Origin of the sequence: Micromonospora sp. NPDC023737 (assembly GCF_040639715.1) — a bacterium.
Taxonomy (GTDB): Bacteria; Actinomycetota; Actinomycetes; order Mycobacteriales; family Micromonosporaceae; genus Micromonospora.
This window is the reverse complement of record NZ_JBFAAL010000021.1, coordinates 25,245-38,074: the sequence shown is the minus strand read 5'-3', so window position 1 is coordinate 38,074 and position 12,830 is coordinate 25,245. Positions and strand designations below refer to the sequence as shown.

General features: G+C 69.2%; 14 protein-coding genes and 1 pseudogene. 9 read left to right on the top strand and 6 right to left on the bottom strand.

Annotated features, from left to right (window positions below):
• Window positions 1-814: 814 nt before the first annotated feature.
• From AB0F98_RS28740 to AB0F98_RS28725, 4 genes are all read right to left on the bottom strand, one after another.
• Window positions 815-1,111, bottom strand: coding sequence for a hypothetical protein (locus AB0F98_RS28740; RefSeq protein WP_357741778.1), 297 nt, complete (start codon window positions 1,109-1,111; stop codon window positions 815-817).
• Window positions 1,063-1,488: a helix-turn-helix domain-containing protein gene (locus AB0F98_RS28735; RefSeq protein ID WP_357741772.1), complete on the bottom strand. Its 426-nt coding sequence runs from the start codon at window positions 1,486-1,488 to the stop codon at window positions 1,063-1,065. The genes AB0F98_RS28740 and AB0F98_RS28735 overlap by 49 nt, the downstream gene beginning before the upstream one ends.
• A gap of 130 nt (window positions 1,489-1,618) precedes the next feature.
• Window positions 1,619-1,891, bottom strand: coding sequence for an IS3 family transposase (locus AB0F98_RS28730; protein ID WP_357741661.1), 273 nt, complete (start codon window positions 1,889-1,891; stop codon window positions 1,619-1,621).
• A gap of 214 nt (window positions 1,892-2,105) precedes the next feature.
• On the bottom strand, window positions 2,106-2,504 hold the full coding sequence (locus AB0F98_RS28725; protein WP_357741658.1) for a transposase: 399 nt from the start codon (window positions 2,502-2,504) through the stop codon (window positions 2,106-2,108).
• A 37-nt stretch (window positions 2,505-2,541) separates the two neighbouring features.
• Here AB0F98_RS28725 and AB0F98_RS28720 point away from each other — a divergent pair, with 37 nt between their 5' ends.
• Together AB0F98_RS28720 and AB0F98_RS28715 are read left to right on the top strand one after the other, a co-directional pair.
• The gene (locus AB0F98_RS28720) at window positions 2,542-3,324 is read left to right on the top strand and encodes a transposase family protein (protein ID WP_357741655.1); all 783 of its coding nucleotides are present in this window, start codon (window positions 2,542-2,544) and stop codon (window positions 3,322-3,324) included.
• A gap of 145 nt (window positions 3,325-3,469) precedes the next feature.
• A pseudogene (locus AB0F98_RS28715) lies at window positions 3,470-4,664 on the top strand (IS3 family transposase).
• 505 nt (window positions 4,665-5,169) lie between these two features.
• On the opposite strand, the gene AB0F98_RS28710 reads toward AB0F98_RS28715, so the two are convergent.
• Window positions 5,170-6,483: a reverse transcriptase family protein gene (locus AB0F98_RS28710; RefSeq protein WP_357741652.1), complete on the bottom strand. Its 1,314-nt coding sequence runs from the start codon at window positions 6,481-6,483 to the stop codon at window positions 5,170-5,172.
• 285 nt (window positions 6,484-6,768) lie between these two features.
• Here AB0F98_RS28710 and AB0F98_RS28705 point away from each other — a divergent pair, with 285 nt between their 5' ends.
• The 7 genes from AB0F98_RS28705 to AB0F98_RS28675 are packed head-to-tail and all read left to right on the top strand — an operon-like array spanning window position 6,769 to window position 12,206.
• On the top strand, window positions 6,769-7,305 hold the full coding sequence (locus AB0F98_RS28705) for a sigma-70 family RNA polymerase sigma factor (protein WP_357741649.1): 537 nt from the start codon (window positions 6,769-6,771) through the stop codon (window positions 7,303-7,305).
• On the top strand, window positions 7,302-8,087 hold the full coding sequence (locus AB0F98_RS28700; RefSeq protein ID WP_357741646.1) for a zf-HC2 domain-containing protein: 786 nt from the start codon (window positions 7,302-7,304) through the stop codon (window positions 8,085-8,087). Before AB0F98_RS28705 ends, AB0F98_RS28700 begins: the two co-directional genes overlap by 4 nt.
• Entirely contained in the window at window positions 8,084-8,839 is a 756-nt protein-coding gene (locus AB0F98_RS28695) for an ABC transporter ATP-binding protein (RefSeq protein ID WP_357741643.1), read from the top strand. Before AB0F98_RS28700 ends, AB0F98_RS28695 begins: the two co-directional genes overlap by 4 nt.
• Entirely contained in the window at window positions 8,836-10,110 is a 1,275-nt protein-coding gene (locus AB0F98_RS28690) for a hypothetical protein (RefSeq protein WP_357741640.1), read from the top strand. Before AB0F98_RS28695 ends, AB0F98_RS28690 begins: the two co-directional genes overlap by 4 nt.
• Entirely contained in the window at window positions 10,107-10,745 is a 639-nt protein-coding gene (locus AB0F98_RS28685; RefSeq protein ID WP_357741637.1) for a hypothetical protein, read from the top strand. Before AB0F98_RS28690 ends, AB0F98_RS28685 begins: the two co-directional genes overlap by 4 nt.
• Before the next feature lie 37 nt (window positions 10,746-10,782).
• On the top strand, window positions 10,783-11,364 hold the full coding sequence (locus AB0F98_RS28680) for an RNA polymerase sigma factor (protein ID WP_357741634.1): 582 nt from the start codon (window positions 10,783-10,785) through the stop codon (window positions 11,362-11,364).
• The gene (locus tag AB0F98_RS28675) at window positions 11,361-12,206 is read left to right on the top strand and encodes a hypothetical protein (protein WP_357741631.1); all 846 of its coding nucleotides are present in this window, start codon (window positions 11,361-11,363) and stop codon (window positions 12,204-12,206) included. The genes AB0F98_RS28680 and AB0F98_RS28675 overlap by 4 nt, the downstream gene beginning before the upstream one ends.
• A gap of 40 nt (window positions 12,207-12,246) precedes the next feature.
• Here AB0F98_RS28675 and AB0F98_RS28670 read toward each other — a convergent pair whose 3' ends face one another.
• Complete coding sequence (locus AB0F98_RS28670) at window positions 12,247-12,807, bottom strand: hypothetical protein (protein ID WP_357741628.1); 561 nt, start codon at window positions 12,805-12,807, stop codon at window positions 12,247-12,249.
• Window positions 12,808-12,830 lie beyond the last annotated feature (23 nt).

Genomic DNA, 12,830 nt, shown 5'->3' with positions numbered 1-12,830 from the left:
AGCTAGTATTGAGGAATAAGACCACCGTCAAATCTGGCACGCGCATACCAGTGGCAGGATACTTGCCGGGATACGATAAGTTCGTTGGGGAGCCAGTCCAGCGGCGGTATGAAGGGCGATTCCCGACACAGTCTCAGACTGTCACTCTCAATGTTCAGGTTAGGGTGGGCTCCTTGCCGCACCCCGGTCCAATATGCAGGAATGCTGTCTCGGGTGGCGGCGGCTGCTGAATGATCCAGTCGAGAAGCGGGAGTTTGACGCGATTGTTGAGAAAGCGATTCTATGTCATCAGCGCCTTTGGCTTGCTGATTCTTTGCTCTTGCTGGAGTCTAGGGGGGCATTTCATCCTCCCTCCTGTGAGCTCGAGTTCGTTGTGCGGGGCATGGCGAGCGTCGAATGGAAGTCTGATAAATATTTCTGGCAACGGCGAATTCGTGGCAGCGGATGTCCCTTTCGATGAATCGACTGTGTCGGGCCATGGAAGTTGGGAGTTTGGCCAAGGGGCGTCGATTGAGGGAATACTAACTCTGCGCTTCAGGGAGGCCCGCACCAGTTTAGAGGTTAGAACTCGACGGAATTGGGTCGGAGATCTCCGCCTGCTAGTAAGTGATTTTAGTGGGGGCGATGAGGAGCTGCAATATTTGAAGGAGGATGGCTGCTAATGCCCCGTCATTCGGCCTTGAACGGCTAATAGGGGTGGCGGATCTTGGAGCTGGTGGCGAATCCGGATTTCGGGTTTGGTGCGTTGGTTGCGCCAGTGGATGTAGTCGCCGGTGCCGGCGTTGGTGCTTATGCGGGGAGAAGTCGTCCAAGATCAGATGCAGCTTCTTGTCGGGCCAGCGGCGGCGCAGGGTCTTGAGGAGGCCAGGAACTCGCGCCAGCGTTTGCGGTCCCGGATGCGGTAGCGCAGGCGCCCGATAGTCAGGCCGAGGGCGGCGATCATGTGCCGGACGCCCTGATCGCGGGTGTAGGCGGCCCGCGGCCGGGCCGGTTGTCCCTGGGGTTGCGATGCACGGCCGCGGCGGGGTTGCAGGTTCAACGGGCCGAACTCGTCGACGCAGATCACCCGCCCGTCGGTGGGGTGATCGTAGAGGCCCAGGATCCGGTGCATCTTCGACGTGAAGTTGGGGTCGGTGCTGGCCTTCCATGTCTTGGTGGCCTGCGACGAAACGTCACGCTCATGCAGGATCCGCCGGATCGTCTCGACGCTGATCCTTCTGACGTAGCGGCGTCGATCAGGTAGTCGCGCAGTTTTGTCAGGGACCAGCAGGAGAACGGCCGGCCGAGGAAACGGGGGTCGCACCGGGCGATGACACAGATCCATTCATGGGTCTGCTCATCGATTCGTTTCGGTGCGTTCCCGCTCCATTTTGGGTCCAGTGCGTCGAACCCCCGCTCGTTAAACGCGTGGATCACGTCGCGGACGTAGTCCTCGCTGGTCTTGAGCAGGTGCGCTATGTCCGGCGCCGGCTGTGCCTGGGCGGACATCAGCACCACGATCGCTCGGCGCAGCTTCACCGGGGCCTTCGCCGTGCGGTGATCTTCTACAGCCGTTGGCCCTCGGCCATCGACACCTGCCGGGCGGAACTGTCAAAGCAGGGGTTTGATGGAGACCGGATTATCTGGTTTCCAGGGTTGCGGCGACTGGGTGGGTCATCGTGTGTAGGGCATCGTGGTCAGCGGGTGGGACGTGTTCGAGCTTGCCGTGCAGGCGGGAGTTGTTGTACCAGTCGATGTACTCGACGGTCGCGATTTCCAGGTCGTCCAGTCCCGCCAGGGTCCCTTGTTGTGGACGAGTTCGGCCTTGAACAGCGAGTTGAATGCCTCGGCCATCGCGTTGTCGTACGAGTCGCCGACCGAGCCGACTGACGCGACCGCGCCGGCCTGCCACACCTTCCGGGCGCCGTAGACGCCGTAGTTCACCTCGTGGACCTGCTCGATCATCTCGATCAACTCGCTGTCGCCGACCTGCCGGGCCGAGGCGGGGCGAGTCTTGGTGACGTAGTAGGTCGATGGTGCGATCTGTGCTGGCGTGCCGTGCAGCGCCTGCAGGACCGGCTGGAGACCGTACTCCTCCCGCTGGGAGTCAACGAACTCGACCTTCTTCACCACGGACGGTCCAGCTCCGCCGCGAAGAAAGACGCCGCGGACGTCAAAATCTGGTTTGCCCGCCGCAGCTCACGAACCTCCCGCTCCAACTTAGCGATCCTCGCCGTCTCCGACGACGTCGTCCCCGACGGTACCCCGCCGTCGGTCTCGGCCTGCTTCATCCACGTGCGCAGCGCCTCCGGATGCACACCGAGCTGCCCCGCGATCCGCCTGATCGCCCCAACGCTCGACGCCGGATCCCGCCTCGCCTCCGCCGCCAACCACGTCGCCCGCTCACGCAACTCGTCCGGATACTTCTGCAATAACAGTGAGCCATTTTCATCGTGACGGTGCAGGTCACGGGCGGTGCGGGAGGCCGGTGTCCATGTAGGACGAGGCTCCCGGTAAGACAGCAATCGACCAAGATCAGATGCCCCAACCGGGAGCCTCGCTGTGCTGTCTTACCCTGCCGCGATTCCGTTGTCCACCCGCAGCCTGAACCACCTCGCCGCCCTCATCCGAACCCGCCGCCAGCAGCGACGGTCCCGGTGGCGACGCCTCGACCCCAGCCGGCAAGCCCTGCTCGCCCTGGCCCACCTGCGCAACGGCGACACCCTAACCCGCCTGGCCGCCGGATTCGAGATCGGCGTCACGACGGCCTGGCGTTATGTCCACGAGGCCATCGACCTGCTCGCCGCGACCGCCGACAACCTGGCCACGGCCATGACCAGGATCCGTCTGCTCGCCTACGCAATCCTCGACGGCACCCTGATCCCGATCGACCGGGTCGCCAACCAGAAGCCGTACTACTCCGGAAAGCACAAGCGTCACGGAGTGAACGTGCAGGTCATCGCCGACGCGGCCGGGCGTCTCGTCTGGGCCTCGGCCGCGCTGCCCGGCTCGACGCACGACCTGACCGCCGCCCGCACCCACGGCATCATCGACGCCCTGACCAGCGCCGACGTGATGACCTTCGCAGACAAGGGCTATCAAGGCGCCCTCGGCAGCCTGCGCACCCCGTTCAAGCGGCGCCGCTTCCGGCCGAAGCTGTCACGCCGGCAGAAGGCCGTCAACCGGGCCCACGCGAAGATCCGCGCCCGCGGCGAACGCGCGATCGCCACACTCAAGACCTGGAAAATCCTGGTCAAGCTGCGCTGCTGCCCACGCCGAGCGACCGCGATCGTGCAGGCCATCCTCGTCCTGCACCACGTCGAAGCCGACCGCTACGCAGGATGAAAATGGCTCAGTGAATCCTCCGGGTGTTCGATGTCTCCATCAAACCGCGGCGGGACAACCGAGACTACCTGGGGAGTTGCCCCCTGGTCCTGGACACTTGAGCCTTGGATCGTGATGGTCCGGGGAGATCAGGAGTCCCTGACAGATGGTGAACAAGCACTACCCCGCGGAGTTCAAGGCCGACGCGGTCTCGTGTACCGGTCTCGGCCGGGGGCGACGATCGCGCAGATCGCTGACGATCTCGGGGTCAACCGGGAGACGTTGCGCAGTTGGGTCCGCGTCGATGATCAGCGCCGGGGCGCGGCGGCCGGGCCGGCGGCGCCGTCGGCCGGCTCGGTGGAGGACGAGAACGCCGCGTTGCGGCGCCGGGTCCGTGAGTTGGAGGAGGAGCGCGACATTCTGCGGAAGGCGGCCCGGTATTTCGCCGGGGAGACGCGCTGGTGAACCGCTTCCAGTTCGTCGCCGACCATCAGCAGCGCTACGGCGTGAAGCGGTTGTGTCAGATCATCGGGGTGTCCCGGTCGAGCTTCTACTACTGGCGGTCCACGGCGCCGGCCAGGGCGGCACGAGAGGCCACGGATGTCGCTCTCGTGGGCCGGATTCGGGCGGTGCACGCCGAGCACGACGGCACCTACGGGGCACCGCGGATCAATGCCGAGCTGCGCGATGCTGGCCTGGCGGTCAACCGTAAGCGGGTCGCGCGGGTGATGCGCCGTTTCGGCGTGCAAGGGCAGCGACTGCGTAGGCGAGTGCGTACGACGGTGCCGGACCCGGCCGCGGCGAAGGCCGCGGACCTGATCGGCCGTGACTTCACCGCCCCGGCCGTCAACCAGCGCTACGTCGGTGACATCACCTACCTGCCGGTCGGTGAGCGTGGCTTCCTCTATCTGGCCACCGTCCTGGACCTGCACTCCCGTCGCCTCGTGGGCTGGGCGATCGCCGATCACATGCGCACCGACCTGGTCATCGACGCCCTCCACGCGGCGCAGCGCACCCGGGGCAGCCTGCACGGGGCGATCATGCACACGGACCACGGAGCCCAATACACATCGAGGGCCTTCGCCGAGGCCTGTACCAGCGCGGGGGTCCGGCAGTCGATGATCGCGGTCGGTAGCTCCGCCGACAACGCCGCCGCCGAATCATTCAACGCCACCTTCAAACGCGAAACCCTCCAAGGCCGCCGCGCCTTCACCGACGAACGCGAAGCACGCCTGACCGCGTTCCGCTGGCTGCACCGCTACAACACCGTCCGACGCCACTCCCGGCTCCGACAGCAATCCCCGATCACCTATGAGAGGAACGCCCGGCCGACACCGGCTACGCTGGCCCCGGCCGCATAAACCCCGTGTCCAGGATCAGGGGTCAAGCCCCCTCGGGCCGACGCTTCGGCCTTGGGTGATGTGCGCGGTGTGTGCTCGCCAGCGGGTGCCACTCTGGGTCAACCGTTGTCAGTTGGGGTCAAACGAGGTAAAAGGATCATGGCTGGCGGCCCGATCGTGTGGTCCACGTGTGGTCATCGGCTGGACTGGTCGACCGGGTCGACGCAGGTCAACGCGGGTCACTCCCTGCCAACGCGGGTCAACGCGCAGGTCGTTAGACTGACGACTCGCGCCCTCGTAGCTCAGGGGATAGAGCAACGGTTTCCTAAGACGACGCTCTATCCGTACCCATAGCTTGATGACCTGCGGGTTTCTATTCTGCTTTCACATTAGTGGGTCGCACGCGCCCGTCGCTGTGCTCGCTTGCTGAAGATCAGCAGAACAGGTGTAAGACCTGGTCAGGCCCTGCTTCGGTCGGTTCGACGCGTCCTTGCGGGATCCGGTGAAGTTGCCGTGCCGCGTCAGTTTACGGTGCCGCGAGAGCGTGGGCCAGCAGCGCGATGAGTTTGGCTGCGCGTGCCGGGTGGTGATGGCTGACCCAGAGAACTCGTCCGATGAGGTATTGAGCGAAGTCGGGGTGGCCGGTCCGGTTCTGCGCGGCGAGGCCGGTGTGGGCAGCGTTGTGGAGGATGGCGCGGAGCTGGTCGTATTCGTCGCGGGGTGTGGCGGGGTGGTGGTTGACGACGAGTCCGGCGAGGAGTTGCCGGTCGGCCCGGCCACGGATGCGGGTCTTGGCCGGATGGACTCGGAACCCCTCCTGGCGGGCGATGTCGGTGACGGCGGCGATCAGGTCGTGGATGCGGCGTGGGGCGAGGTCGCCGGAGAAGGCGAGGTCGTCGGCGTACCGGCTGTAGGCGATGCCGAAGGCGTCGGCCAGGCCGGTGAGGCGTCGGTCGAGTCGGTAGGCGCACAAGTTGGCTAAAGCGGGTGAGGTCGTCGCGCCTTGAGGCAGGTGGCCGGTGCGCAGCGCTGCGAGCCGGGCCGCCCGGTGCGGCAGGTCGGTGGGTGCGCGGCGCAGGACGGGGTTCGGGGTGCGGGTGGTGCAGAGTCCGGTGAGGGTGTGGGCGACGGGTTCGGGGTAGCCGGCGGTGCGGAACAGTCCGTAGACGCGGGTGGCGGGGATGTGGGTAAAGAAGGCGAGCAGGTCGATCCGGACGACGACCGCCTGTGCGGTGTGGGCGGCGGCGAAGGTGTGCGCGGAGCGGCCGGGTACGAAGCCGTGGGCGGCGGGGTGGACCGGGATGGGGCCGAGGATCTCGGTGAGCAGCCGGCGTTGCAGGGCGCGCAGCCGGGACTTGGGCGCCTCGATCAGCCGGCCGTGATCGGTCCACCGGTAGTGGTATTGGTGCAGCCGGTGGGCGGTGGCGCGTCGGTTCATGGCGCGTCGGTCGGCGTACCAGTCGAGGTGTTCGATGCTCAGGTCGAGCATCGCGGCCAGGTCGCCGACGGTATCGACGACGGGGGTGTGCCAGGGTCGGCGGACCGTGCGGGTCGGTGTCACGGGCCGCGTACGGATGACGATCGGCCGCTGATGCTGGCGGGCGGCGGCGACTGCCGCGCGCAGCGGGTCAAGGGTGCTCAGGAACGTGGCCAGCTCGCGTGGCCGGTCGATGGGTGGGTGCGGGTAGGCGACGAGCACCGCGTCGGCGACCGGCCACAGCCAGCGGCGTCGAACCCCGAGGACGAGCCCACCCTGGTCGACGAGATCGGCGCGGCGCCAGCCGCCGCCGGCGAGGAACGCGTCGGCGAGCGCGGTGGCGAGGGCGTGAATGGTGGTCACGATCGGGCCGGTGGTGGCAGCGTGTCCCGACGATGCCCGGTCGTGCGGGTGCACAGGCTCGCGGAGCGTGCCGCCGCACCTGTGGTGTGGTGCCGAGGTGAGTATCGCGTCCCCGGGGTTGCCCCGGAGAGACCGTGACCGAACCCCGCACGGGGGAGCGGCCTGGTCAGCTCGGGACACGCTGCCATGGGAGCAGCGTAGGCAACGGAGACCGTCATCGGTATCCGCGATGCGTGTGGCGCGGCGCAGAGAACCGTTTCGCCGAGTGGTGCGTCCTAACCTTGCGTGATGGAAGTGGACGACGAGGAGCTGTTGCGCCTCGTCGGGAAGGGTGACCGCGGGGCGTTCGACGTGCTGTATGCGCGTAACGCGCCGTGGTTGGTGCTGCGTCTGCGCCGCAGGTGCCGGGATCCGGAGCTGGTCAGGGAGGTGGTGCAGGAGACGTTCCTGACGGTGTGGCGGGCCGCGGCCGGCTACCGCGGAGACGGTGCGGCGGTGGGCTGGCTGTGGTCGGTGGCCGCCGGTCGGCTGATCGACGCCCGGCGTCGCGCGTTGGCCCGTCCGCAGAGTGTGGGAGCACCGGGCGAGGACGTGTTGGCGTGGTCGCCGTCGGCGGAGGACGAGGTCTTGGCGAACGCGTACGACGCCGAGTTGGAGCGTGCGCTGCATCGGTTGGCTCCGGAGTTGCGGGCGGTGTTGCAGGCGACGGTGCTGGACGGCCTGACGGTGCGGGAGGCGGCCCTGTTGCTGGGTGTGCCGGAGGGCACGGTGAAGACCCGCGCGATGCGGGCGCGCCGCGAGTTGCGGGAGGCGCTGCCGTGACCGGATTTCACGTCGACGCTGGGGTGTTGACGGCGTACGTCGAGGGGAGTCTCGCTGACGTTGACGCGTGGTCGGTGGAGGCGCACCTCGACCGCTGTGTGGCCTGCCGGATGAGCATCGCACCGGACGCGTCCACCGCACTGGTGCTCGATGCGGTCGCGGTGTCGCTCGGCAGCCGGTTGCCGACGCAGGGGCGGGTGCGGCGGGCAACCGCGTCGCGGCGGATCAGGGTGTTGGTGGGTGCGGGGCCTGCGGCGCGTGGGGCGTGGTTGCTGTCGGTGGCAGTCACCGCGGTGCTCACCGCGGGGTTGGCGGTCAGCCCGACCGTGGTCCCGCCGTGGCTGCTCCTGCTGATCGCGCCGGCGCTGCCTGCTGTCGGTACGGCCCTGTCGTACGGGCGGCGGACTGATCCGCTGCACGAGCTGGTGGCGGGGACACCGCAGGGCGGCCTGCGGATCGTGCTGTGGCGCACGCTGGCGGTCCTCGCGGTCGCGGCGCCCGTCGCGGTCCTGGCCGGTGCGGTGACGGGCGTCGGTACGCCGGGGTGGTGGCTGCTTCCTTGTGTCGCGTTGACCGCCCTGACGTTGGCTCTCGGCTCGTTGATCGAGCCCGCGTACGCCGCGGTCGTGGTGGCGGGGGCGTGGGCGGTGGTGGTGCTGGCACCGCCGGTCGGCGGTGTGGTGGTCCTGGTGTCGAGCGTCCCGGGCTGGCTGGGGGTCACCGCGGCGGCGGCGGTGGTGGTGTATGTGCGTCGGGAACGGGTGGGGAGGCAACCAGCATGACGACGGTGAGCGTCGACGGCCTGCGGGTCAGCTACGGCAAGCGGATCGTCTTCGACGACCTGGACCTCGAGCTCGGGGTGGGCGTGCACGGGTTGCTCGGCCCGAACGGCGCCGGCAAGACCACCCTGATGCGGGTCCTGGCCACGGTGCTTCGCCCCGACCGGGGGGACGTCCGGCTCCTGGGCCACCACATCGGCAACCCCTCGGCGTTGCGGCAGGCGCGCCGCCAACTGGGATACCTGCCCCAGGCGTTCGGCTTCTACCCGCGCTTCACCGTCCGCGAGTTCGTCGAGTACTTCGCCTGGCTGAAGGAGATGCCTCCGGCGCGGATCCCGCTGGCGGTGGACCGGGCGATCGAGCGGGTCGGTCTGCTGGAGCGCGCCGACGACCGGATGAAGCACCTCTCCGGCGGGATGCTGCGCCGCGCCGGCATCGCCCAGGCCATCGTTAACGACCCGCGGCTGCTGCTGTTGGACGAGCCGACCGCCGGTCTGGACCCGGAGCAGCGGGTGCAGTTCCGGGCGCTGCTGCGGGAGCTGGGCCTGGACGCCGTGGTCCTGGTCAGCACGCACCTGGTGGAGGACGTCGTGGCGGCGTGCACCCGGGTCAACCTGGTCGACGGGGGACGGCTGGTGTTCACCGGCCTCCCCGACGAACTGATCGCCGCCGGTGGGGACGACGACAGCGGCGACTCCCCGATTGAGCGCGGCTACACGGCGGTGCTGCAGGGCGCGCGGACGGCACCGCGGTGAGGCGCGCGCTGAGGGTGGAGCTACGCCGCGGCACGGCGCCCTTCGCCGCTGCCGCGATGCTCGGCGCCGGAGTGTGGATGCTGGCCGTGCACCCGGACGACTGGGCCGGCCGGTGGGCGGGCCTCGCGAACTACCTGCGGACGTCGCTGCTGATCCTGTGCGCCCTCATGATCGCGGCCGGCGCGTGGCAGTCCGGCCGGGAACGGCGGCGCGACATCGACGAGCTGATCGCCTCCACCTCCCGCCCAGGCTGGCAACCACTGGCGGTGGCCTGGCTCGCCGTCACCGTGGCCGGCGTCGCCGGACTGCTGGTCGCGTTCGCCGGAGCGGCGGTGCTGATCGCCCGGGTCGCGACCTACGCCGGCGGAGGCTGGTGGTGGACGCTGACCGTCGGTGTCCTCGCCCTGGCCGCCGCCGCCGCAGTCGGTGTCCTCGTCGGCCGGCTCGTCCCGCTGCGGGTGGCCGCCCCGATCGCCGGCCTCACCACCTACCTCGGCCTGGGCATCATCACCTACTGGGACGGCACGCCCGCCGCGTGGCTCTCGCCGGTCTACGGCGGCTGGGCGGTGTACTCACTCGTTCCCAACCGGGTCACCGCGTTGCAGGCAGCCTTTCTGGCCGCGCTGACGGTCCTGCTGCTCGCCGCCGCCGCACGGCAGCGGCGAGCAGTCCTGCTCGCCGGCGGACTCGCCGTCGCCGTCGCCGTGCCGATCACCACCGGGCCAGGCACCCACCGTCTCCCGGCCGACCCGGCCGCGGTCGAGCTGGTGTGCACGAGCAGCGGCCCGCAGGTGTGCCTCTCCCGAATCAACGCGTTCCTGATCGACGACGTCACCGCGGTCGTACAGCCGATCCTGGCCCGTCTCGACGGGATACCCGGAGCGCCCCGGCGGGCGGTCGACCAGGTCGCGCAGCCGGCTGGCCCGTCCATTGAACGGGACGACGGCGCGGTCTGGCTCAACCTCGACTACCAGTCCACGGCGCTGGGCGGCCTGGCCAGCCGGAAAAGCCTGCGGGCAGACTTCCGGCAGGTGACCCGCGCCAGATGCGAGGACCCCTCCGGGACACGCAGCATCGACCAACGGGTCCACCGGACCGACACCCTGGCCACCGACTGGATGCTCGACGAGGCAGCGGCCCCCGACGACGAGCCCCTCACCAGGCTCCGGGCACTACCGGAGCCGGCGCAGCGCACCTGGTTCGCCGCTTACCTCGACGCCGCCCACCGATGCGACATCCCGGCGCTGATCCGGCTCGGCGAGCAGTCGTGACCGGCCGCCTGCTCACGCTTCATCTGCGCTTCCGGGGCGCGCCCATGTTCGTGGCCGGTGTCGGCGTGATCACGCTGCTGGCCTGGGCCGCCGGAACATGGCTCGCCAGCAGGCCCTACTTCGACGGGCCCGCTGCCCGCGTCCCCGTTGTCGCGCTCGCACCGCTGCTGGCCGCACTCTTGCTCGGGCCCACCCTCGCCGGCGCCGACGAGGACCTCGAACGCGGCACACCTCTGCCGTGGCGGGTCTGGCGAGCCGGCCACCTACTCGTCGCCGTCTTCGTCACCGCCGCGGCGCTCAGCCTGGCCGGACTGCGGGCACCCGACACGTACGGTGCACACGCGCTGGTTCGCAATGCTCTCGGTTGTATCGGACTGGTCGCCGGGGGAGCGGTGCTGCTCGGCGCGCAGCTGGCATGGCTGCCCGCCTTCGTCTACGTCTGCGCCATCTACGCCGCCGCTCCACGCCAGACCGGCACCGCCGTTGCTGCGTGGGCCTGGCCGATCCAGTCCTCCACCACGGCGGCGTCCTGGTTGACCGCGGCCATGATCTTCGCCGTCGGTGCGGCGGGATACGTGCACGGCGGGTCCCGCGCCCCGGCCATCCGCCGCTTTCGTTCGAGAAGTGCATCGTGATCTGCAACAGAGTCGGCGTGAGCGGCCATAGTGTGGTGTGAGGCATCAGGTACGGCCGTCGGACGAGGAGCTGTGGTCCTCGATCGCCGCCGGTGACGAGTTGGCGTTCGGTCGGCTCTTCGACCGGTACTCCCGTCCGGTCTACAACCACGCGTTCCGGCTGACCGGGTCGTGGTCCACGGCCGAGGACGTCACCCAGGCGACGTTCCTCGTCGCGTGGCGCCGCCGGCACGACGCCCGACTCGTGGACGGATCGGCGCTGCCGTGGCTGCTGGTCGTCGCCACGAACACGGCCCGCTCCGAGTGGCGGTCGGCGCGCCGGTGGCTGGCGCTGCTCCGGCGTCTACCGGCGGAGCGGTACGCCGATGGTGACCTCGCCGAGGACGTCTCTGCGCGGCTCGACGACGAAAGGCGGATGACCGAGGTCCTCTCGGTGGTCCGCGGGTTGTCGCCGGCCGATCGGGAGGCGGTGGCGTTGTGCCTGTGGTCCGGCGTGTCGTACCCGGACGCGGCAGCCGTGTTGGGCATCAGCGAGGTGGCGGTGCGGTCGAGGGTGAGTCGTGCGCGCAGCCGCCTGGCCCGTTTGATGCCGGAGGAGATCCAGGAGGGGAAGCGGTGAACGACATTCTCGACCTGCCCGCGGAGCGGGACCTGCCACCGGAGGCGGCGCACGCGATGCGTGCCCGGCTCCTCGGCGTCGCGAGCCCGCCTCCCGCGCGTACGCCACGACTGAGGATCGCCGTGGCTGTGGCGGCGCTGCTGACCGTGGCGTCCGGGGCCGCGGCGGTGATGTGGGGCCGGCCGAACCCATCGACCGTGCAGGTGCTGGCCACGGGGGCCGGGGAGCTGTCACCGACGCTGCGGAACGCGACCGAGCGGTGCCTGCAGTGGAACTCCCCGCAGCGGCAGACCCGCCAAGACCCGGAAGAGCGACCCGTTCCGGTATCCCTGGCCGACCTGGCAGTGGCGACGGAGCGGGGTGACCGCGCGTTGGTGTTGTTCATGAACGACGTCGGCTACGCCACCTGTGACGTGGAGGGGGCGGGAACGCCCCGGGAGTCCGGTGGTGGCGCCACCGAGCCGTGGCCGCACGGTGAGTGGCTGCCCGGGCCGGTGCAGCGGCTGCTGCTGACCTCCACCGAGCACGACGGCGGGGACATCAGCGTCAGCGGCCGGGTCAGCAGCCGCGTCGACCGGCTCGTACTCGACCACGGCGACGGGCGCAGTACAACAGCTCGCCTCTCCGGGGGAGCATTCGGCCTGATGACCAGCGATGCCCGACTCAAGGCCGGCAACGACCCCGAACTGGTCAGCTACGACGCCCACGGGACGGAGATCGACAGGCGTCCGCTGTTCCAGGCCGAAGACCAACTCGAGCACTGCTACGCCGGCCCGGACGGCAAGCGGATCTACGGCAAACCGACCAGCGACTGCCGTCCCGCCGAGAAGTGGAGGCGTTAGCCACGATCGGAGGCTGACCGCTGCGCCGGGACGTGGGGCGTCACTCGCGGACCAGCCCCGGCGGCAATGCGTCCTCGTTGAGTCGGACCTGGCGGGCATTGGCCACCGGGTCATGTTCCAGGGTGTGGATAAGTGGTGCCGGGCCGCCGATGCAGGTCCAGGTGTCGTCCCAGAGCGCGGAGACCAGCCATGACCGGTCGGCGGGGAAGAACAGGTCGGGTAGCGCTCCGTGGGGGTGGCGGATGTGCCCGCCGGTGCGCCAGGTGAGGGCTTGCTCGGGGCCGGCCTGGACCAGCACGTAGGGCCAGTTCCAGTAGAGGAACACCCTGGGGGCGTGGGGGAAGACGATGTCGTGGGCGCCGGTGTCGAGGTAGGCCAGCCACCAGGGCTGGTCGGGCGTGCGCGTGGTGAGGTCTTCGATGAGGGCGTGCTCGTAGGCGGCGGAGGTGATGTCGTTGGCCTGGTAGGTGGTGGCGTAGGCGTCGAAGATCGGCGGGATGGCGGTGGTAATCGAGACGCCGGCAGTAGTGTGCCCGGCGATCCAGCTCACGTCGGCGGCGGCGCCGAGGCGCCAGTCCCGCCCGTCCTTGTTGACCTGCACACCGCCATTCAAGTCGCTGCTGC

What these genes read in the sequence shown, in the direction of transcription:
- AB0F98_RS28740 (WP_357741778.1), bottom strand. Translation starts at nt 1,111, where the DNA reads ATGCACCGGATCCTGGGCCTCTACGATCACCCCACCGACGGGCGGGTG.
- AB0F98_RS28735 (WP_357741772.1), bottom strand. Translation starts at nt 1,488, where the DNA reads ATGTCCGCCCAGGCACAGCCGGCGCCGGACATAGCGCACCTGCTCAAG.
- AB0F98_RS28695 (WP_357741643.1), top strand. Translation starts at nt 8,084, where the DNA reads ATGACGACGGTGAGCGTCGACGGCCTGCGGGTCAGCTACGGCAAGCGG.